Source organism: Secundilactobacillus paracollinoides, assembly GCF_001702155.1.
In the GTDB taxonomy this organism is placed as follows: domain Bacteria; phylum Bacillota; class Bacilli; order Lactobacillales; family Lactobacillaceae; genus Secundilactobacillus; species Secundilactobacillus paracollinoides.
In genome coordinates this window covers 2,464,507-2,485,823 of sequence record NZ_CP014912.1, presented here as the reverse complement: position 1 = coordinate 2,485,823, position 21,317 = coordinate 2,464,507, and the positions used below count along the sequence as shown (strand labels likewise).

The window sequence follows — 21,317 nt, the reverse complement described above, 5'->3', positions numbered from 1 at the left end:
ACTAGCATAATAATCTAAGCAACTTAAGCGACTCAGAAACTATAACACCAAACAATCAAAATGTGAACACTTATTTCAAAATAAATTAGCTATTCACAGTACCAGCAAAACTTGGCATGAAGTATGAACTGATCGTCTGAATCTGAACATTTTCACCAGGTTCTGGTGCGGCAACGTATTCGCTGTTACCAATGTAAATGGCAACGTGATAGGTTGCACCGGCACTCCCCCAGAATAAGAGATCGCCCACTTGAGCCTTGCTGACTGAGTGTTTTGAAACCATTGCTTCTTGGGAAACCGTGTTATGTGGTAATGAAATGCCCGCAGCGTGTTGGTAAACGTAGCTGGTTAATCCAGAGCAATCCATCCCCTTTAAGGAAGCACCGCCCCAAACATATGGGATCTTTTCACTCGCAAGTTTAACGGCATAGCTGGCAACTGAAGCCGTCGATGCAGAAGGAACAGCATCAGCTTTATCGGTTGTTGCGGCCTTCTTTGTCGTTGTCGTCGTGGCTGCTTTTTTAGTCGTCGTTGCGGCGGCCGTCGTGGTCTTGCTTGCGGTGGTCTTGCTTGTGGTTGCCTTCTTTGCAGTAGTGGTTACTGTGCTAGTGCTTGTTTTAGCCGCACTGGCAGAGATGACCAACTTTTGGCCCGTGGCAATTGAGTCACTCTTTAAGTTATTCCATTTTTGAATTTGGCTTACGGTCACGCCGTACTTTGAGCTAATTGCCCACAGCGTGTCGCCAGACTTAACAGTGTATGTAGTCTTTGAAGTCGTGGCTTTAGTCGTCGACGTTGATGCTAACTTCGTTGTCGTTGCTGCCGCAGCATTAGCCTTAGTTGTTGTTTTTGTGGTGGTCTTCGTTGTCCCTGGCAACGTGATCTTTTGACCCGCAAAAATTTGATCCTTTGTGATATGATTGGTCTTCTCTAAAGCACTGGCAGAAACATCGTACTTACTGGCCAGAGCTGAAACTGTATCTCCCGACTTAACAGTGATAGTTTTGGCGCTGGCAGATTGAAATGACCCGGCAATCATAAAGCCGGCTGCGCCAATAACACCCGCTGTCAGTACCTTTACAGATGAATATTGTTTTCCCAAATCGGATCACCCCTCCTGTTTTGCCATCTTGGCGTATACAAAAGCTCATATTTGATTCAAGTTACAAGCTTGTAGTACCACAGTTTCTAAAATTTACGTTTTAAAGTTTAAGAATTCCTTGCGATTCCTAAGATTCTCCGAACGTATGTTCCACGAAAAAAGCACGTTCTGATGGCGTTTCCAACGTCACAGAACGTGCTTTTTGGGTTAATTATTACATCTTTGTTACAGACTAGAACAGATTTGAAAAGAAATTAACGATTGCCTGCCAAATGCGACTCAGGAAGCCCATAATGCCACTTGTGTCTGCCCGACTAGCAAAATCCTTGAGTTCAGCCATCTTGTTACCTACAGAACTACTCAATGAGCTGGCCATCGACTTCACGTTTGACACGTAACTGGACGTGCTTGAAACCGGTGCTTTCTGCACTTTGGCTAATGCAATTACTAAGTTGTTGATCACCGTAGTCGACGTGGATGACTTGATACCACGACTGGCTAACGCCTCGTTCAACATCTGCTGAATATCGGCCTTTGTTGCGTATTCATTGTTATTCTGGCGCTGCTTAGCCAGCTTAGAGGAAACATCTCCAACAGCTGACATGAGCTTACCAGGGTAACTCTTATTATTAGAATTTGAATCAATTGCTGGTTGCGTTGCATCCAGAACACTGTTGGCTGCAGATGTGTTCTCAGAGTTCAGCGAGATACCATCTGCTGCCAGTGCCTTATAAACACCCGTCAGCGCCGATTCACCCGAAACGGCCTTATCAGCTGTAACGGTAATAATGACGTCCTTAACCCCAGCCATTGTAGCGACCATGGCATACTGTTGGGAGGTCACCTCAGTAATGTTATCCTTGCCGTCAAAGTCCGCAATGTTCACTTTAACGCCTGAACCGGGATCAGCTGGCGCTAGCGATACAGAACTGATCATGCTGGCATCCGTCGTTCCTGCTGAATTGATGTATGTTGCATAATCCGATCCCGTCACTGTTAGTGCCTCATAGTTTGACTGCACACCCAGTGCCTTCGCAACGGCATCCTTGTCCTCAGAAGCAAGCCCGCTGCCATAAACCACATACGATTTGGACAGCGCCTTCGTTTGCACCGCGCTGCTTGAATCAGCACTATCACTGCTGCCCGCCGTCGCACTAGACGTGGTGCCAGTGGTCGTATCCGCGTGACTCAATGCACTACCTGTTCCTAAAGTTAGCAATAACACCGCAGCTAAGAGTCCTAACCGAATTGTTATTTTCATGATTGTTATTCACCTGACTGTGATCAAACCGCCTCACAGATCAGGTGAGTCTCCTTTCCTTTACCGCAAGATCTGCTGAATCCCAAGTAAAGACTGGGCTCAGCTGCGGCAGCTCATAAAAAGTAACTCAGAAAAACTGGCTGATCCGCCCATGGTCAGGTCATAGCACACAGCAAAACAGCAAATAGCATATATGCTACCCAGACCCTGGAAGTTCAACTATCATCAGTGTAGCATGCCAACAAAAAAAGTCGCATAAACTTGCGACTTTTTTATAAAAATTTATACGCCTGTTAAAGATTACTTAAGAGTGTCTGGGCAATGCACTGGCCAACGCGCTGGTGCAGCAGAATAGCCTGCGACCGGTCGGCGATGTCTGCAGTGAGCAGTGCCACGTCATAGTAATCCGTCCCAATGAAAAACCGGGCAACGTCGTGATCAACGGCTGGCCCTTCACCGGTTTTATTGAGGACTGTGATCGGTGTCTCAAGCTCATCAATTGTCGCTGGTAATTTATAGCGAAACTGCTGATGCGCGAACCACGCCTGTGTTTCAGGGTAATCGGTCAGCGCAGTGCGAAACAATTGCCATGCATCTTGAGCTGTAGTGACATTATCAAGCCCCTTTTTCACAGATTTTGTATCCATTAAATAACGCTGTAATTTGGTGTTGACGTCACCGTGATCAATCAGCCACTCATTAATAGCTGTCATCGATGATCGGGCAAGCATCAAATTAGCTGCATAGTTATCAGAAACCGCCAGCATCAGCTCCAACACCGTTTTAAGCGGCAGGTGCGTCACACTGGGCATTAATTGCAGCACACCAGCACCGCCAACCACCGGCGTCGTGTCAAGCGCAATAGGGGCTTCCAAGTCGGGATGTTGGCTAAGTGTCTGATTTAAAACGGCTAATTTAATCAACGACGCAGCCGGAAACACCTGGTTTGCTTGCCAAGAGAGGATAATCTGGTCACCGTGGCTGACAACCAACCCGACCTGATGCGCCGCAAACGGCGTGACGAGTTCTCGTAACTGGTCAGCTAAACTCATCGCCAATACCGCCTTGCACCCACGTATTCAGGTGCGTATCGCATCTCAGTCAACTTTGCAATATCGACTTCTTTACCCGGTGTCCGCGACTGGATCATCTGACCATTGCCAATGTACATCCCAACGTGGTGAACGTACCCCTTGCCGTGATCATAAGCGTAAAACAACAAGTCGCCAGGCTGCAGATTTTCAGGTGCAACTGGCTGCCCATTCACGGATTGGTCATCTGCATCTCTGGGAATCAGGAACCCCATGACCCGGTGCAAGGTATACATCAAGCCGGAGCAATCAAACCCGTATGACGAAATACCAGCCCACAGATAACGTAGTCCTAAAAACTGTTTGGCCATCGCTACCATCTGTTCTCCGGTAGTTGCACCTTCTGCAGTTACAATAATGCTTAACTGTTTAATGTAGCCCTCGCCAAATGGGGTGGCAACCTTAAGCCACTCACCTTCGTTGGCCAGCTCCGTAAAGGTCGTGCCCATGCTGACATCAAAAATCGGCGTTTTATGCTGATCGTATAGTGTTGTGGTCGGCTGAGCAACGACAACGCGCGCCGTGGTGGTTGGATAGGTCACTTCAGTCTCAGATAAGGACGCCGTTGGCACCCAGCCAGCGTACCCGCGCGGATCACTATCATCCGTCTGAGCTGTAATAAAAGCACGGGTCCACGACCCCTCAATGTGATCGATAATCACTTCATCGTTAAATAGTGCCTGTGTCTCTAGCCGCTTACTGTCGCATAGATCAATGGTCTGTTCAGTGGTCATTTGCGCCACCCAGTTCTTCACATCACCCTTTAACGCTAAGGCATCAACGTCACGCGGGGCATCCTTACGGGTCCAAAAAGTGGCTACTGGCACGATTACTCTTCTCGTCTGCATTCTTATCACCTCGTTTGTCGTTCAACTTACTGTTGCTGAAGACTGACACCGATGCCGGGCGTATCGGGTACCGTGATCACGTGACCATCATGGGTGATGCCACCGGTCGTCGGTTGATCACGAAACATCATCGCTGCATCCAGGTCATAGTACTGAATATTGGTCTTTGCCGCCGCTAAATGTGCCGCCGCTGTGACGGATACCTGCGACTCGATCATGCTGCCCACCATACAAGGCACGCCAAATGCTTCTGCAAGCGTGTTAATTTTGAGTGCATTGTCAATTCCGCCAGCCTTCATCAGCTTTAGATTAATAATATCACAGCCATCCATATTTAAGAGCCGAAGTGCATCGGTCACGGAGAAAATACTTTCATCCGCCATGATTGGAATTGGCGTGTGCGCAGTAACGTACGCCATGCCTTCAAAATCCGCCGCCGGAACGGGTTGTTCCACCAACTCCAAATCAAGCCCCTCATCAACCATTGCGTTGATGGCCACTGTGGCCTGTTTTTTTTGCCAGCCCTGGTTCGCATCCAACCGAATCTTGATAGCGGGGCCGACCGCCTTGCGAATCGCACGCACCTGTTTCACATCGTCAAAGGCTGATTGATTGCCCACTTTGACCTTTAAGGTATCAAACCCATCCTTCACCAGCTGAAGGGCGTGGTCAACCATCGCATCTGTCGTCCCAACACTGACCGTATAATCGGTTTCGATCTGCTGACGGTAGCCCCCTAGCAACGCATTGAGCGACACACCGTAGTGTTTAGCCAGCAAATCATTGACCGCAATATTAAGGGCCGCTTTTGGACTGTGATTATTCACAATGCTTGTTTCGATCAGCGACTTGAGGGCTTCTGGTTGGGCTAACGAAGCCCCAATCAATTTTGGCGCAATAATGGTCTCAATGGCATAGCGAATGCTTGCCATGGTATCCCCTGTAATGGCAGCCGTGGGTGCGGCTTCCCCAAGCCCCGTGACCCCATCTGAATCCGTGATCTGGACTAACAGGCTCTCCGCCGTGGTGACGGTACGCAGCGCGGTTTTAAACGGCGATTTAAGTGGCACGGCGATTGGAAACACTTGAACAGTTGAAATGGTTGCTGACATGAACAACGTCCTTTCCTTCTCAGAAAACTGTTATTCAATTTTCATGAGTTCTTTACCTTTAACCATAAAACGAAAACACGCTTACGGCAATATAAATCTTGCAATAAGCGTGTTTTTATTCAAAATAATGGTGTTATTCGGCCACGAGGTCCGGATTTGCGTGTCGTTTAAACAACTCATAGATCGTTCTTGCCCGATCTTCATCAGGACTAAACAACACGATCGTATCATGACCGGCCAGCGTGCCAGAAACTTCTTCCAGCGTCAGGTCATCTAAAATGGCGGCCAGCATGTTCGCGTAGCTCGGTAACGTGTGCACGATCGTCAAAAATTGGATGCGCTCATACTTTGTCACCGTTTCGCTAATTTCACGATACAAATGTTGCAGTTCATTTTGATTGCCGGCCTTGTAGATCATATACCGAGACGCACCAGTCGCGTCCTGTTGTTTCACGATCTGCATTTCACGAATGTCACGCGAAATCGTCGCCTGGGTTGCATTAATGCCCGCATCTTTCAGCCGTGCCATCAGGTCATCCTGAGTGGTCACCGCAAACTGATTAATAATTTGTTCAATTTTAGACTGACGCACTTCTTTTTTCATGGTTGACCTTCACTCACTTTCTACTGATTAAAACAGTTGGTTAAACTGGCTCCATGTGAGGCCAGTCACACCGTCAACGCCCAAGCGGAAGAGTTCAAAGACCGTCAATACCGCAATCAGAAAGACCACGATGGCAATGATGCGTTCCGTGTTACCGAACACTTTTTCTGCCTTGTTATCCCGTTTTTGCAACAAGATGTAGACGGGAATCCCCACTGCGAATAATAAACTCATCAGCAGAATGTAACCCAGGTTGGCAGCAAACAGCAGCCACAGCGCATAAATACTTGCGATTGCCCCAACCGTGATGTTACCGCCACGTCCGGGTACCTCTGGTGATTCTTGAATGGAATACTTGAACTGGTAAAAGGCCGAAAACGCATACGGAATGAGAATGGCTGCACTCGCAATCGAATAGAAGAAATTGTAAGCTGATGCAGTGACCAGGTACGAGAACATGAAGACTTCCACACAGATGTTGGTAAACAGCAACGAGTTCACTGGTGCACCATTCTTGTTTTCCTTTGCGAAGATCTTCGGGAAGGTCCCTTCCTTAGCAGCTTCGTAAGGTAATTGTCCAGCAAACATGGTCCATGATAACCAAGCACCGACAACGGAAATGATCAGCCCGGCGTTCACAACGACGGCGCCCCACTTACCAACAACGGATTGCAGTAAGTCGGCCATGGCTGGTTGTGTCAACTTGGCTAAGCCTGCCCGTTGCATCACCCCTAAGGATAACAGAGTGATCAACGCATAAATCAAAATAACAGTAATGATACCTAAAACAGTTGCCCGGCCAACATCCTTCCGGTTCTTTGCCCGGCCTGAGAAGACCACGGCGCCTTCAATACCAATGAAGACCCAAACCGTCACTAACATGGTGTTCCGAACTTGACCCATGACGTTACCGAACTGGAAAGTACCAGTTGGTGTGTACCAGAAACCGTGCGTAAAGACGCCCAGTCTAAAGGCAATGATCATGGTCACTAAGAAAATGAAAATTGGAATCAATTTAGCAATGGTAATGATCGTGTTCACGAAGGAAGCGGATTCAACCCCGCGCAAGATCATGAAGTGGCAAGCCCACAGAATAAATGAGGCGGCCACAATCGACCAAATGTTTTGGCCATCGCCAAACACTGGGAAGAAATAGCCCACCGCACTCATCAGCAATGTGGCGTAACCAACGTTCCCCAACCAAGCTGACAGCCAGTAGCCCCAGGCTGAGTTAAACCCCATGTACTTCCCAAAGCCAGCTTCAGCGTAACTATAGACCCCGGCATCCAAGTCGGGCCGTTTCATGGTCAAATTTTGAAATGTCTTTGCTAACATCAACATCCCAATGGCGGTAATGACCCAGCCAATGATGATTGCTCCGGCACCAGCGCCGGCGGACATATCATGCATTAAGTTGAAGACCCCACCACCAATGATCGACCCAACAACTAACGCAATAAGTTCAACGAGGTTTAATTTTCCTTTATCTGATTCTTCCATTAATGACACTCCCTCTCGAGAAGTTTAATGTAATGAACTGGGATTAAATCGAAAATTTTTGTGCTGATAAACTACCGTACCTTCTTCAGCGAGTTTCGCCACAACCTGACCCGCAGTCTCCCGCGTGGTGCCGCTGACGCGTGCAAGTTCAATCAGTGTGATCGGATAATTAATGGTCATCGTCCCATCGGTCTGCGCTTCCCCGAGATCCTCCCCCAGCATGATCAGGGCTTGTTGCACCCGACTGCTGGCACTAGAGGTCACCATGCGCTGAAGCCGATTTTCCGTCGTATCAATAATCTGACCCATTTGCGCAATCAAACGCTTCATAATATCGCGATTCGTCAGGAGGACTTCTTCAAATACCGGCATAGAAAATGATGCAATGACAATGGATGTCATGGCTGATGCGGTATAGGGATATTCATGATCAATGAACATGCCCCGATACGGAAACGCCTTATTGGCTTTCACGTAATTGATGAAGCTGTAGTTTCCAGATTCATCCGACCGCTCCAGACGCATAACACCCTTAATAACGTAGTATAAACGATCCCTGGTATCTCCTTGATCAAAGAGGACCTGCCCCTTCCCAAACGATTTAACTTTTAACGTTGCTGCTAACTGATTGAATTCTTCTGAGCGAAAGGCTCGAAATTCTGGTTGTTGACGAATAAATGATCGATATTTATCGAAGTCATCTTTTTTATTCATGAGTTAATAGGACCCTTTCTCCGCATTTACTATAGTCCTATTATACCCCAATCCAACACGTTACTTACTAGTGACGGCTGTCTTAGAAATAATTGTCCCGCTCCCATCTGATAGGAAACGACCAACGTTTTCAAGTGACGTCACAACGGCTTTACTGTCCGGCCGATTGTCGACAAAATCAATGGCTGCTTGGACCTTAGGCAGCATACTGCCCTTCGCGAATTGGCCTTCCTTAATATAGGTGTTCAATTCGTCAACGGTGACTTCATTAAGCTGCTTTTGGTTTGGCTTATTGAAGTTCACGTAGATGTTGTCAACTGCAGTCAAAATAATCAGCAGGTCGGCCCCAACAAGTTCGGCCAATTTTTCAGAAGCAAAGTCCTTATCAATCACGGCTTCCTTACCCACGTATCGGTTGCCCCTCTTAACAACGGGGACACCACCGCCACCAACTGAAATTGGAACGATTCCGGCATCAACTAATTTATTGACCACCCGAGATTCCTTCACACCAATTGGTTTAGGTGACGGAACAACGCGCCGGTAACCACGACCAGCATCTTCAACGAAGGTCTGGTCAGGATTCTGGGCCTTGATAAGGTCGATCTCATCCTTAGTATAAAATGGGCCAATCGGCTTCGTTGGATTCGTAAAGGCTTGGTCGTCTTCACTCACTTCAACCTGGGTCACCACTGTGGCGACGTCAACGTCTAACTTGTTTTCTGCGAGGACTTCACTCAGGGCGTTTTGCATCCAGTATCCGATACTGCCTTGTGTCATGGCAACGGCTGTGTCGAGTGGCATTGCGGGGTTCTTGTCTGTACTCCCGGCAGCTTGCTGAAGTAAGAGATTCCCAACTTGGGGACCATTCCCGTGAGAAATGATCAGTTGATCGCCCTGCTTAATGAATTCGACAAGGTACTTGGCCGTTTCCCGAAGTGCTTGTTGCTGGGCCTCGGCTGAAGCATCCTTTGATAAGATTGCGTTCCCGCCAAGGGCTACCACAATTTTTCGATTTGTCATTATAATCACCCTTTTTAATTGATTTTGGATTTTTTGTATCAGGCTAATGCAGGAAAGTTTTGGTTTCGAGAAAAAGCCGTACACATTTTTTTGCTTCTTTTTTGTTTTGGTGGGCCTGCTGATACTCGATCTTTGTGTGCTGATTTTAACCTTTATCTTTAGGGCACTGACTGGCGTTTAATCGTCTTCTGTCAAAAATTCAGGCCCGATATTTCTGACAGAAGACGATTAAGACTTGAAGTCTTGAATCGCCCTGATTTTGATTGGTAAAACGTTTTTCTTCAGGCCAGCCAAGTAACGGATGTTGGTAATACTGCATCTGTTTAACAGGTTTACCTATATTCATTGCTGGCTGACGTGCTCTTTGGTTACATTGATAAACGTGTTTCGCAAGGCAGAGGGCTCCTGCCTAAGCCAACTCTGGCAAAAATGCCAGGTTCGGGCATTTCTGTCTCTGAGTGATATTGGCTACCGCTCTCTGCTGTTTTATTGCCGAAACGTGTTCCGCAAGGCAGAGGGCTCCTGCCTAAGCCAACTCTGGCAAAAATGCCCAAGTTCGGGCATTTCTGTCTCTGAGTGATATTGGCTACCGCTCTCTGCTGTTTTATTGCCGAAACGTGTTCCGCAAGGCAGAGGGCTCCTGCCTAAGCCAACTCTGGCAAAAATGCCAGGTTCGGGCATTTATGCCAGAGTTAGCTTAGGCTCCGCCCTCTAACCGCCTTGCTCCACACTCTTACAAAAAACAGGCGAAGCCATTTCTGCCATTCGCCTGTTTTCGAAGTTGTTATTAGACTCGAGGAATGAAGAGATTGCCAAGTGTCGCAGCCATCATTGCCTTGATTGAGTGCATCCGGTTTTCAGCTTCTTCAAATTGGCGAGCGTACTTTGAACGGAAGACTTCATCAGTCACTTCCATTTCAGTGATCCCGTACTTTTCTTCAATTTCTTGCCCATATTCAGTCGTTGCGTCATGGAATGCAGGTAGACAGTGCATGAAGATCAATTGATCATCAGGGGTGCCGGTCTTCTTTAAAGCAGCCATGTTAACTTGGTATGGCTTCAATAATTTGACCCGTTCTTCCCAGTTATCTTCACCCATGGATACCCATACGTCGGTATAAACAACGTTTGAGCCCTTCATACCTTCGTCGAGGTCATCGGTAATGACTAACTTGGCGCCTGATTCCTTTGCGAACTTGTTGGCAATGTCTTGCGTCTCTTGAGTTGGGAACAGTTCCTTTGGTGCAACGATATGAATGTTGACACCGAGGATCGCCCCAGTCACAAGTAATGAGTTTGCCACGTTGTTACGACCATCACCCATAAAGGTTAACGTTAAGCCCTTTAAGTGGCCAAAGTTTTCCTTAACGGTCATGAAGTCAGCTAACATTTGAGTTGGGTGCCATTCATCCGTCAAACCGTTCCAAACTGGAACGCCTGAGAATTCGGCCAGTTGTTCAACTGAGCTTTGCTTAAAGCCCCGGAACTCGATACCATCAAACATGCTACCTAACACTTTGGCAGTATCTTCGACAGATTCCTTCTTCCCTAATTGAATGTCACCAGCGCCTAAGAATTCTGGGTGAGCACCTAGATCAATGGCAGCAGTGGTAAATGCTGACCGGGTCCGAGTGGATGACTTTTCAAACAGCAAAGCAACGTTTTTACCTTCAAGATAATGATGAGGAATACCAGCTTTTTTCAAAGCCTTCAAATGTAACCCAAAATCGATCAAATATTCTAATTCAGCTGCGGTAAAGTCCTTTTCGGCTAATACTGAGCGTCCTTGAAAAACGCTATTCTTGAAATCTGTCATAATGTTAACTCCTTCTCAATTTAGGTATTATAGGTCTTCACGAACTAATGGCATGCTCATGCAACGTGGACCCCCACGACCCCGGGATAATTCACTTGAAAGAACTTCCAGAACCTTCAGGCCATGTTGACGCAACAATTCGTTAGATACGTAGTTTCTATTATAGGTAACAACCACACCTGGTGCAATCGCTAACGTGTTTGAACCATCGTTCCATTGTTCACGCCCGGCAATGATTGGGTCGCCGTTACCAGTTGGGATCAAATCAAGGTCGTCAAGGTGCAAAGCATCCTTCAAAACTTGTTTGAGATCCGTTCTGTGGTCAAGGCTTAATTCACCATCGTTACCCTGAGTGATCGTCCAAGTATCGATATGACCGCCTTCACCTAGGATACCTGGGTGAACGGTGAATTGATCCTTGTTGATCATGGTGAACACAGTGTCCAAATGCATCATCGCATGGTTATGCGGAATGCGAATGGCAATGATCTTTTCGTAACCACTGTTACTGCTGAACAGATTGTGGGCAATGTCTTCAATCGCGTCTGCTGACGTCCGTTGGGAAACCCCAATGGCAAGTACTGAGTCGCTTAAGACAAGTTCATCCCCACCTTCGATCCGGGTGGTGTGGTTCCGATCACGCCATACCTGAACACCTTGGTCTGCAAAGCGTGGATGGTATTTAATGATGTTTTCCATAAACAGGGATTCACGTTGACGGGCTGGGAAAGTCATATGGTTAATGCTTAACCCATCGCCAATGGAAGCCGCAGGATCACGTGTAAAGTAGAGGTTAGGCATTGGATCCATAAAGAATTCATAGTCCTCTTCTTCAGCGGCACTGACTAAGCCGCGTGGCACAAAGTCAAGTTCGTTCTTGCGAATCCCACCCATGATCTTGTTGACCATGTCCTGAGTCGTCATAGCGCTCAGGTATTCCTTTAAAGCATCGTGCGTAACACCGGCAGCATAGCCAGATTCAGCTAACATCGTTTCAAGGAAGGTGTTCTTCACTTCGTCACCGCCAGCATCAAGTGCTTCAGCGGCAAGTTTTTCAAGATACAGGACTTCGACCCCGTTATCTCTCAGAGTATCAGCAAAGTAGTCATGTTCCTTCTGGGCAGTTGGCAGGTATGGAATGTCATCGAACAGTAACCGTGGCATCATATCTGGGGTAAAGTTTTCAACTTCAACGTCTGGGCGTTTCAGCAGAACGGTCTTTAACTTCCCAATTTCGGATGTTACATGAATAGGTTTTGTCATTTTGCGTTACCTCCTATCTCTTTTGAACATCTCTAGAATACAATGGAATGTAAGCGATTTCTAAAAGTTCTTAACAGTCAGAATGTAGACTATTTCACATTTTAATTTTGCGATGAATACGAACGTGTTAAATACACATTTATTATGAATATTCAGGCGTAAATCATTTATTATACACACGTATATGTATAAAATCAAAATATTAAAAATAAATTAATTTAAAAAAGTTCTAAAATCCTATATTTTATAAGGATTTTAGAACTTTCTCATAAATTCTTCACATATTATTCATATTTAGATTGTATACAAGTGTGGGAAAGTTGAATACCATTTATGAACTTATTGTATATTTTGTTAAGAAATGATGACCTTTTTTGTAAATTCTACACATTCTTTACACTATCCCGCACAATCAGCTCTAACGGTAACTGTTTATCCTGATGGGCTAACCGCGGATTTTGAATGCGTTCGATCAGCAATTCGGTGGCAACCTGGCCCATTTCAAAGGCGGGTTGGTGAATTGTCGTCAGTTTCGGCATCATAAAGTCAGCTAAATCAATATCATCGTAGCCCATGATTGACACATCTTCAGGAATCCGGTAGCCGCGTTCCTGAAGACCGCGATAAACCCCGATGGCCATTTCATCGTTGATGGCAAATATCGCGCTCGGTTTTCGTGCGACTAAATCATCAACAGCCTGATAGCCGCCTAGCTTTGTCATCTTGTTTTGAACGACCATGTCATCCGTAAATGACAAATGATACTTCTCCATCACCGACTGGAAGCCATTGATTCGCTGCTGAATGTTTTGCGTAATGTCATCGCCTACCAGCAACGCGATGTCACGGTGGCCAGCTGATAATAGATAATTGGCAGCCATTTGGCCACCCTTATAATCATCCACCCAGACCCGGTCACCGACCTGTGCATCATTTTGATCAAACAGCAGGTACGGAATTCCGTTTCGCGTCAGGATCCGATCAATATCATTTGCATCTAACGTGGTGCTCGCAATAATCAACCCATTTGCGGCGCGCTTGATCAATTCTTCCAGGTACATACTCTGCAATTTTTGATTGTGGTTCGCATCAAAAATAATGGGCACAAACTTATTGTTTTGTGAGGCTTGTTGAATCCCCTTAATAAACATACTAAAGAATGGGTTCGCCAAGTTGGGCACCAACACCCCGATTGTCTGGGTTGACCGCATAATCAAATTCCGCGCATTACAGTCCGGAACATAGCCCAATTTTTTCTGCAATTTCAACACTCGTGCCTGCGTATCACTGGAAAAGCGTTCGCCCTTTCCATTTAAGATTTGCGAAACAGTTGTCACTGAGACCCCCGCTGCTTCGGCAAGGTCGCGAATGGTTACTTTCTGTGTCAAGGTGTGCCCCCATCCTGCTGCCTGATTTGGATTAAATAGCGTGCGCTACTATCAGGTGCAATTCAACAAGTCTTACGAAAGGCCTCCATTTCGATCCGGTGATTGAAATAGAGGCCCATTAACTCACATGACTAACGATTAAGCGTGTAGAATTTTTTCGATCTGGTCCAGTTCATCCGTTGTAAACGTCGTGTTTTGAACCGCCTTAAGATTGTCTTCCAAATGAGAGACTTTTGACGCCCCAGTCACAACACTGGCCACAACGTCATCCTTGAGTAACCAAGCTAAGGCCATCTGAGCCATGGTTTGATCACGATTTTGGGCAATCTCGTTTAATTGATTCAACTTCTGCGTCAAGGCTGATCGACCCTGATCCATCACAGCAGTACTGCTCCAGTGGATCTGGAAGTCTTCCGGAATACCACCGAGATACCGGTTGGTCAACAAGCCTTCAGCTAGCGGACCATAGGCCACCGTTGCGACGTTGTTGGTCTTTAGCGTGTCCAAAACACCGTCTTCTTCAACTTCGCGATTTAACATGTTATAGGACAGTTGATTAACAACGAACGGTGTATGGAACTCGTGGAAGTATTTAATAATTTCTTGCGTTTGCGCATTATTATAGTTCGAGATTCCAACGTACAGCGTTTTACCCGAACGAACCAGGTCATCAAGTGCCATCGCCGTTTCTTCAAGGTTCGTGTCCGGATCAAACCGATGACTGTAGAAAATATCCACGTAGTCGAGACCCATTCGTTTGAGACTGTTATCTAGCGCAGTCATCAACGTTTTGCGCGAACTCATTTGGCCGTATGGCCCCGGCCACATGTGAAAGCCAGCCTTGGTCGTAATCACTAATTCATCCCGATATGGTTTCAGATCTGCTTGATAGATCTGACCAAACAACTGCTCAGCGGCTCCGGATTCTGGGCCGTAGTTGTATGCAAGATCATAACTGAAAATGCCACTATCAAACGCTTTAAGCAAAATCTTTTCACTATCAGCATAGTTGGCGTCGTCGCCAAAATTATGCCACATGCCAAACGAAACGGCGGGTAATTGCAACCCGCTGTTGCCGGCACGCCGAACGGGCATCCGCCCATCATAACGGTTCTCATCTGCCAGATACATCAATAAATCGTCCTCTCTTCTCTCAAATCATCATACCTATTAATTTTAAAGGGACGGGGGGGATAATGCAAGGGCAGAGTGTAAGAGTGTGGAGAAAGGCGGTTAGAGGGCGGAGTGTAAGCAACTCTGGTCAGAAAAGTCCGGGCCTGACTTTTTTGACCAGAGTTGCTTACACCGGAGCCCTCTGCCTTTCGGAACACATTTCGACCATGTTAATACGGCGCCACAATTGAGTTTATTGTTAAAAATCAAAACAATGGCGTGTGAAAGGACACGTTCAAAGACTGGAGTGCTAAGCCTTTATGTCCTGGAAAACGTTTCGACAATGTATGATCAACGTACAATTTACTGAGTATTCTATCGTCACTTTCAGCAATTAATTGAAGTTCTTTACTATAATACATAGTCATTGATTTCTTTATATTAGATTCAAAAAATGCACACGTCTCTCCGTCCTGGATTAACGTGTGCATTTATTAAATTCTCTTCTTGATTTTTACGTAAATTGAGACGAAGATAAAACCGCCTTTCTAGCCAACTCAGATAAGAATGCCAAACTTGGGTAAATTTTATTTGAGTAGTATTTGCGACAACCTTCTATTTCACATTGCCGAAACGTGTTCCGCAAGGGCTAACTTGTAACGGACTCTGACCTAAAAGTCAGACCCGGGATTGGCATTTTTTACTGTCTGAGTGGTGCTGACGACGCGCGCTCTGGCCTCATAGACGAAACGTGTTCCGCAAGGCACGGGGCTAACGTGTAAGGGACTCTGACCAAAAAGTCAGGCCCAGACTTTTCGGTCAGAGTCCCTTACACACCGCCCCTAAACCGCCTTGCTCCACACTCTCTACTGCAAGCTCAACTTCACCGCATCACTCACATGACCACCAGACTGAGCCAGTAGTTTCTTAGCTTCCGCGATAGTGCCCTTTGTTTCAATTAGCAGAATGGCCAGCGGCACATTGTTATCCGCGCGAGCCAAGGCTCTTTCTGCTGCCAATGTTGATGTTTGCGTTGCCGCTGCAATGATTCGCTTTGCCCGGCGTTGCGTTTTTTCGTTAGTTGGCGTCACATTGATCATCAGGTTTTGGTATACCTTGCCTGACCGGATCATAATACCGCTCGACAGCATGTTAAGGACCATCTTTTGCGCAGTCCCGGCCTTCATCAAGGTTGCACCAGTAATGACTTCTGGTCCCACGATTGGGCAGATGGCAACGTCCGCATTCTTTTCCAGAGGACTCTCGGGAACACAGGCTAACGCAATCGTCAGTGCACCCTGTTTTTTAGCGTACGCCAATGCAGACACCGTGTAGTTGGTCGCCCCACTAGCAGCAATCCCAATAACGATATCCTTTTCAGTCACCGACGCATCCTTCAAGTTTTCTTCAGCCAGTTCACCAGAATCTTCCACCCCTTCAATCGTGTGGAACATGGCTTCGGGTCCGCCAGCAATGATTCCAAAGGTTTGTGATTCTTCAAGCCCGTACGTTGGCCGCAACTCCGTGGCGTCCAACACACCTAACCGGCCAGAGGTTCCGGCACCAATGTAGATCAACCGGCCACCCTTATCAAACCGCTTGGTGGCGAGGTTAATCGCTTCAGCGACTTGTGGCAGCTGTTTTTGCACCGAGCGGCCCACCCGCTGATCCTCACGGTTGATAATATCAACCATCTCATTTGAATCGGCCTGGTCGATGTGGGTTGAGTGACGGTTTCGCTGTTCAGTTAATAAGTCTTCAAAGTTCATGGTGCATCCCCCAATTGTCATAATAGCCTGTGCCGAATCGACACAGTGTTTGTGGTAACGTTTTCATTTGTTCTTATTCAGGTATATCATGTTTCATGATAAATTTCAATAAATTTCGAGTATCTGCATTTATTTTCATTCAATAGTGAAAATAATGTTATCCGGATAAAATATAACCGCTTTCTTTTCTAAATTATGAAAGTGTTTGATAATAACCAGTTAATTGAACTAATGTTGCACATATTGGTCTAAATTGTACCATCAATTTTGAAAAATAAGAGCTTATCGTTGAAAACAAGCCATCAAAAAAACAGCTGTCATGTTAGAAACACATGACAACTGTTTGTATTGATCCGTTTATGAGTAACGATAGTCGCTAATCCCTTCTGCCAGGTGACAAGAATCTGCAGAAGCGTATCGCATACCTATTTTTGCGTAATGTAGACTTCTTTATAACCGCGACTCATTCCGGCTGGATTCCAAACGTACCCATGAATTGTCGGCCGCCATAATTCAGTGACTGACGGTTGATACAATGGGATAACGCCCTGGTCCTTCATCAGGATCTTTTCGGCGTTGACCAAATCTTCATACCGCTTTTGCTTGTTGTTAGCGTCCTGGTTGCTGGAAGCTGAGATCAACTTGTCGTATTCGCTGTTGACCCAGTGACCATTGTTGGTTGGGTTACTCTTCGTTTGCAGATCCAAGAAGTTGATTGGATCAGCGAAGTCCGCGCCCCACGAGGAGATAACGAGGTCGAAATTACCGCTTGATGACCGTGCCAACCGGTTCTTGTTCGGCACGTTATCAATGTTGACCTTCAATCCTGGCAGTTTCTGGAATTGATCCTGCAGATATTGGGTGGTCGTCTCAGCCTGATCCGTATCATCACTCAGTAGCGTCAACGTCAATTTCTTTTCGCCGACTTCCTTCATCCCTTCACGCCAAAGTTTCTTAGCGTTCTTGGCATTGTAAGTGACGCCCGATTTGACATAAGCGTCAGTCGCAAAGTCTGCGCCGGTCTTCGGGTTCTTATAGAAGTTTGTTGAGACAAACCCCTTTGGCGCCGTTGAGCCGTCACGCAGCACACTGGTTGCAAGCGCCTGCTTATTGATGATTTGAGACAAGGCCTGGCGAACTTTCAGATTCTTCAAAGCCTTATTGTGGCGTTGATTGATCTGAAGGTACTCCATAGAGCCGCCGACAAACGTCTTAAAGCCGGCCTTGTTCTTGTAGTTGGCAACTTGTGTTCCTGAAAGTGGTGTCACATCCAGTTTCTTTTACTCATACAAGTTTAACCCAGTTGCCGGACTCTTGACTACCTGGAAGTTGATCGTGCTCAAATGAACATTTTTCTTGTCCCAGTAGTTTGGATTCTTAACCAGTTTCCAGGTATTGTTCGTCCCGTTCCAGCCCTCTGACTTAAACGGTCCGTCATAGGCAGATGTTGCACTGCTTGTCCTATATTTGGACCCGTACTTTTCAACCATTGACTGTTGTTCTGGGAAGAACGTTGGAAACGCCAGCAACAATTTGAAGTATGGCACCGGTTTACTCAATTTCACGACCAGCGTTGAATCATTTGGCGCACTAACGCCCAATTTATCAGGGCTCATCTTGCCGTTTTAAATCGCACTAAAGTTCTTCAGACCGTCATAAATGTAGGCATAACCCGCCTTGGTCTTCGGGTCAGCGGTTCGGCGCCAACTGTAAACGAAGTCCTTAGCGGTCACCTTTTGACCATTTTGCCACTTATCATTCGTCCGGAGCTTAAACGTATAGGTCAGACCATCCTTAGACTCCGTTGAACTCTTAGCCAACGTATTCTCCAGCTTGAAGTCCTTACCCAACCGGTAAAGGCCTTCGCCAGTTGAATATAATTGCGTTAAACTGATCGATTCAGACGCCTGAGAATCATCTAACGTCGAAATCGTGTCCGTCGTACTCAGGTTCAAGACCTGCTTGTCAGCCATCTTACCACTGCCTGACTGACTACTCTGGTTGCCGCACGCTGCCAGAGTCAGGGCAAGGGCCACACTGCCCAAGCCAATAATTACCTTTTTTAACCCCATCTGTTTTTCCTTCTTTTCCCTACTTTTTGTCACCAACTATAAGTTTAACAAATGAAACTGATTTTCACGCTCAAAAAGCTTAGCAGTTTGCAATAATAATGCTTCTTGCCCCTTTAACGCGGTTAATTGAACCCCTAACGGCAACCCTGCATCGGAAACGTGCGTTGGCAGACTGATTGCGGGTTGCCCCGTCAAGTTAGCCTGTTGCGTAAACGGTGATCGGGTCAATGCTGGTAACCACTGATCATAGATCAACTGTTGTTGCTCATCAGGATTGAATTGCTCGATGGCCTTGATTTTTTCAAGGTTTTCATCCGAAATTAACGGATCATCCACACTTGGGGCAGGCATGGCTGTTGTTGGCGTCAGGTACAGCGGGTACTGTGCCTGGAACTTGGCCATGGTGTAACTGGCCTGGTCCCACAGTCCAAGTGACTCACTGTACTGTGCTGCTGACAAATGCCTGCCAGTTTCACCAAGCGCCCAGGTCAGCGGTTCGACCTCATCACGCGTGATTGCCCGGCCAAACGCTGTTGCTAATTCGTCAAACATCGCGGTCGTTTCGGCTTCGTTCATCACGTAATAACTGTCCATGAGGGCCACGCCATCAAGATCCGGGGCAGCCTCAACTAGGTCATACCCCTGGTCACTTAGAAAGCTGGCCGCATCCTCAACTGCCTGAACCGCATCCGCAGACACCGGCGTGCCTACGGGTGATTTGGTGCTATAAGCTACTTTTACTAGCTTAGCATCATTGAGGGTTGCAAGATACCCGTGCTCATTTAGCGGCACCTGGAACACAGCAGCTGGCTGAACAGTCTGCATTGCATCCAGTAATGCCGCGGTATCATCAACAGATCGAGTCAACGCAAAATTAATGGCTGCCCCCTGCCAGGACCGCCAATCGCCAGGCCCAACTGGTACCCGCCCCCGGGTTGGTTTCAGCCCAACTAACCCGCTAAAGCTGGCTGGGATTCGAATGGACCCGCCACCGTCACTGGCGGCAGCAATCGGTACAATTCCAGCTGCCACACTGGCTGCGGAGCCACCACTCGAACCGCCCGGAGAATAGGACCGGTTCCATGCATTATGCGCCGGCCCGTAGAGTTTTGAATCGGTGATATTCTTAAACCCAAATTCAGGTACGTTGGTCTGGCCAATGATAATAAAACCAGCTGCCTGCAGTTGCTGTACGAAGAAATCCGTTTGGCTGGCAACGCTTCCTGCTAACAAGCGTGATCCACTGGTGTTGGGGCTTCCGGCCAAAGACTGGCCAAGCCCCTTGATCAAGAGCGGCACGCCGAGAAACGGTTGGCCGTGGTCCTCGAGCGCTGCTGCCTCGGCCAACGCCGCCTGTTCTCTAGTTGCCGTAACCGCGTTTAACGCGTCGTTACCTGCGGCCACGCGCTCAAGAGCTTCCTTAACCAGCGTCGTTGCTGAAACGGTGCCTTGTCGAACTTGCTGCGCTAACGCTAATGCTGTTTTCATGATAGATTCGCCTCACTTAAACCCATTTTTAGGGCACAACACCCGGATAATAACCAATGACGGTGACTATCCGGGTGCCTGCATCTTATAACAGTTGAACTTATTTAGGATCAGACTTGGTAGATTCGCGTTCTTCCTTTAAGAAGAGCTTCCCCACACTGCGTTCCTGATAGATTCGCCGAATGGTGCGGCCAATCAGATCACCGACAGAAATAATTTCGATCTTATCAAACATTTTTTCTTCCGGTAATTGAATCGAATCCGTGACAATGACCTTTTTCAATGGTGATTCAGTCATGTGCTTGACCGCATCCTGACTAAAGACCGGGTGAGTGGCGACGGCGTAAATGTCGTTTGCGCCGGCATTCTTCAGCGTTTGGGCTGAAATTGAAATGCGGACCGCCGTATCAATAATGTCATCAACGAGAATGGCATTTTCCCCTTCAACTGACCCGATCACTGCCTCCGGGTTGGTGGTTGATTTATCAGGATCCCGGTTGTCGATAATTGCCAGTGGTGCGTGCAGCAGATCAGCCATCCGCCGGGCCTTTGAAACGCCCGCGTGGTCTGGTGACACAACGACCAGGTTATCCAGCAGATCATGTTCGAAGAAGTACCGCGCCAAAAGTGGTGTGGCTTCCAAATGATCCACGGGAATGTCGAAGAACCCTTGCAGTTGTGCGGCGTGCAGGTCTAAGGTTACGGCCCGGTCAACACCGTCGGCTTCAAGCATCGAGGCTATCAGCTTGGCAGTGATGGGTTCCCGTGACCGGGCTTTCCGGTCAGCACGTGAGTAGCCGTAGTATGGAATTACGACGGTAATTGAGTGGGCACTGGCCCGGCGAGCAGCATCAACCATGATCAATAACTCCATCAACATCGTGTTGACAGGGTCTGAGACTGATTGAATAAGATAAACGTCGGCACCGCGAATACTTTCGGTGATGGTAATGGAAATCTCGCCGTCACTGAAGTGTTTAATACTTGCCTGGCTGAGTTCGACACCAGCGGCGGCAGCAATTTTTTCTGCAAGCGGCCGGTTTGAGTTCAGCGCGAACAATTTAAGCGGATGCTTTGTTTGTTTTTGATTAGGCATGGTGAACCTCCATGAATTTTTGTGTGATCTGGCGTCAATGATTGCGCCAGGTTTATC

16 protein-coding genes and 1 pseudogene are annotated in these 21,317 nt (G+C 47.2%); all 17 read right to left on the bottom strand.

Annotated features, from left to right (window positions below):
* Positions 1 to 85: 85 nt before the first annotated feature.
* On the bottom strand, positions 86 to 1,102 hold the full coding sequence (locus tag AYR61_RS10815) for a C40 family peptidase (RefSeq protein WP_065902965.1): 1,017 nt from the start codon (positions 1,100 to 1,102) through the stop codon (positions 86 to 88).
* Between the two features lie 232 nt (positions 1,103 to 1,334).
* Positions 1,335 to 2,363: a DUF1002 domain-containing protein gene (locus tag AYR61_RS10810; RefSeq protein WP_056987895.1), complete on the bottom strand. Its 1,029-nt coding sequence runs from the start codon at positions 2,361 to 2,363 to the stop codon at positions 1,335 to 1,337.
* Positions 2,364 to 2,656: 293 nt separating this feature from the next.
* Complete coding sequence (locus AYR61_RS10805; RefSeq protein WP_065902963.1) at positions 2,657 to 3,415, bottom strand: serine hydrolase; 759 nt, start codon at positions 3,413 to 3,415, stop codon at positions 2,657 to 2,659.
* On the bottom strand, positions 3,412 to 4,302 hold the full coding sequence (locus AYR61_RS10800) for a C40 family peptidase (RefSeq protein ID WP_054707851.1): 891 nt from the start codon (positions 4,300 to 4,302) through the stop codon (positions 3,412 to 3,414). The genes AYR61_RS10805 and AYR61_RS10800 overlap by 4 nt, the downstream gene beginning before the upstream one ends.
* A gap of 26 nt (positions 4,303 to 4,328) precedes the next feature.
* Positions 4,329 to 5,414, bottom strand: a complete 1,086-nt coding sequence (locus AYR61_RS10795; RefSeq protein ID WP_054707892.1) for a mandelate racemase/muconate lactonizing enzyme family protein — start codon at positions 5,412 to 5,414, stop codon at positions 4,329 to 4,331.
* A gap of 133 nt (positions 5,415 to 5,547) precedes the next feature.
* Complete coding sequence (locus AYR61_RS10790) at positions 5,548 to 6,018, bottom strand: arginine repressor (RefSeq protein WP_054707856.1); 471 nt, start codon at positions 6,016 to 6,018, stop codon at positions 5,548 to 5,550.
* A 27-nt stretch (positions 6,019 to 6,045) separates the two neighbouring features.
* A complete protein-coding gene (gene arcD / locus AYR61_RS10785; protein ID WP_054707859.1) occupies positions 6,046 to 7,518 on the bottom strand; it encodes an arginine-ornithine antiporter in 1,473 nt (490 codons plus the stop codon).
* Positions 7,519 to 7,542: 24 nt separating this feature from the next.
* Positions 7,543 to 8,232: a Crp/Fnr family transcriptional regulator gene (locus AYR61_RS10780; protein ID WP_054707862.1), complete on the bottom strand. Its 690-nt coding sequence runs from the start codon at positions 8,230 to 8,232 to the stop codon at positions 7,543 to 7,545.
* Positions 8,233 to 8,292: 60 nt separating this feature from the next.
* Positions 8,293 to 9,255, bottom strand: coding sequence for a carbamate kinase (gene arcC / locus AYR61_RS10775; RefSeq protein WP_056987896.1), 963 nt, complete (start codon positions 9,253 to 9,255; stop codon positions 8,293 to 8,295).
* A gap of 787 nt (positions 9,256 to 10,042) precedes the next feature.
* Entirely contained in the window at positions 10,043 to 11,071 is a 1,029-nt protein-coding gene (gene argF / locus AYR61_RS10770; RefSeq protein ID WP_065902962.1) for an ornithine carbamoyltransferase, read from the bottom strand.
* Positions 11,072 to 11,098: 27 nt separating this feature from the next.
* A complete protein-coding gene (arcA, locus tag AYR61_RS10765; protein WP_065902960.1) occupies positions 11,099 to 12,334 on the bottom strand; it encodes an arginine deiminase in 1,236 nt (411 codons plus the stop codon).
* Between the two features lie 383 nt (positions 12,335 to 12,717).
* Complete coding sequence (gene rbsR, locus AYR61_RS10760; protein ID WP_065902959.1) at positions 12,718 to 13,722, bottom strand: ribose utilization transcriptional repressor RbsR; 1,005 nt, start codon at positions 13,720 to 13,722, stop codon at positions 12,718 to 12,720.
* Positions 13,723 to 13,860: 138 nt separating this feature from the next.
* Positions 13,861 to 14,853: an aldo/keto reductase gene (locus tag AYR61_RS10755; protein WP_065902958.1), complete on the bottom strand. Its 993-nt coding sequence runs from the start codon at positions 14,851 to 14,853 to the stop codon at positions 13,861 to 13,863.
* Positions 14,854 to 15,701: 848 nt separating this feature from the next.
* Positions 15,702 to 16,604 (bottom strand): N-acetylmuramic acid 6-phosphate etherase, encoded by a 903-nt coding sequence (gene murQ / locus AYR61_RS10745; RefSeq protein ID WP_065902956.1) that lies wholly within the window; start codon positions 16,602 to 16,604, stop codon positions 15,702 to 15,704.
* Between the two features lie 425 nt (positions 16,605 to 17,029).
* A pseudogene (locus AYR61_RS10740) lies at positions 17,030 to 18,577 on the bottom strand (peptide ABC transporter substrate-binding protein).
* A 135-nt stretch (positions 18,578 to 18,712) separates the two neighbouring features.
* The gene (locus AYR61_RS10735; protein WP_065902954.1) at positions 18,713 to 20,164 is read right to left on the bottom strand and encodes an amidase; all 1,452 of its coding nucleotides are present in this window, start codon (positions 20,162 to 20,164) and stop codon (positions 18,713 to 18,715) included.
* Between the two features lie 100 nt (positions 20,165 to 20,264).
* Positions 20,265 to 21,260: a ribose-phosphate diphosphokinase gene (locus AYR61_RS10730; RefSeq protein WP_056987900.1), complete on the bottom strand. Its 996-nt coding sequence runs from the start codon at positions 21,258 to 21,260 to the stop codon at positions 20,265 to 20,267.
* Positions 21,261 to 21,317: the final 57 nt, after the last annotated feature.

Bases quoted from the DNA above. Each gene is read 5' to 3' on its own strand.
- AYR61_RS10810 (WP_056987895.1), bottom strand. From the start codon at position 2,363: ATGAAAATAACAATTCGGTTAGGACTCTTAGCTGCGGTGTTATTGCTA.
- AYR61_RS10730 (WP_056987900.1), bottom strand. From the start codon at position 21,260: ATGCCTAATCAAAAACAAACAAAGCATCCGCTTAAATTGTTCGCGCTG.
- AYR61_RS10790 (WP_054707856.1), bottom strand. From the start codon at position 6,018: ATGAAAAAAGAAGTGCGTCAGTCTAAAATTGAACAAATTATTAATCAG.
- arcC (WP_056987896.1), bottom strand. From the start codon at position 9,255: ATGACAAATCGAAAAATTGTGGTAGCCCTTGGCGGGAACGCAATCTTA.
- AYR61_RS10755 (WP_065902958.1), bottom strand. From the start codon at position 14,853: ATGTATCTGGCAGATGAGAACCGTTATGATGGGCGGATGCCCGTTCGG.
- AYR61_RS10735 (WP_065902954.1), bottom strand. From the start codon at position 20,164: ATGAAAACAGCATTAGCGTTAGCGCAGCAAGTTCGACAAGGCACCGTT.
- murQ (WP_065902956.1), bottom strand. From the start codon at position 16,604: ATGAACTTTGAAGACTTATTAACTGAACAGCGAAACCGTCACTCAACC.
- argF (WP_065902962.1), bottom strand. From the start codon at position 11,071: ATGACAGATTTCAAGAATAGCGTTTTTCAAGGACGCTCAGTATTAGCC.
- AYR61_RS10800 (WP_054707851.1), bottom strand. From the start codon at position 4,302: ATGCAGACGAGAAGAGTAATCGTGCCAGTAGCCACTTTTTGGACCCGT.
- arcD (WP_054707859.1), bottom strand. From the start codon at position 7,518: ATGGAAGAATCAGATAAAGGAAAATTAAACCTCGTTGAACTTATTGCG.
- AYR61_RS10780 (WP_054707862.1), bottom strand. From the start codon at position 8,232: ATGAATAAAAAAGATGACTTCGATAAATATCGATCATTTATTCGTCAA.
- AYR61_RS10795 (WP_054707892.1), bottom strand. From the start codon at position 5,414: ATGTCAGCAACCATTTCAACTGTTCAAGTGTTTCCAATCGCCGTGCCA.
- arcA (WP_065902960.1), bottom strand. From the start codon at position 12,334: ATGACAAAACCTATTCATGTAACATCCGAAATTGGGAAGTTAAAGACC.
- AYR61_RS10805 (WP_065902963.1), bottom strand. From the start codon at position 3,415: ATGAGTTTAGCTGACCAGTTACGAGAACTCGTCACGCCGTTTGCGGCG.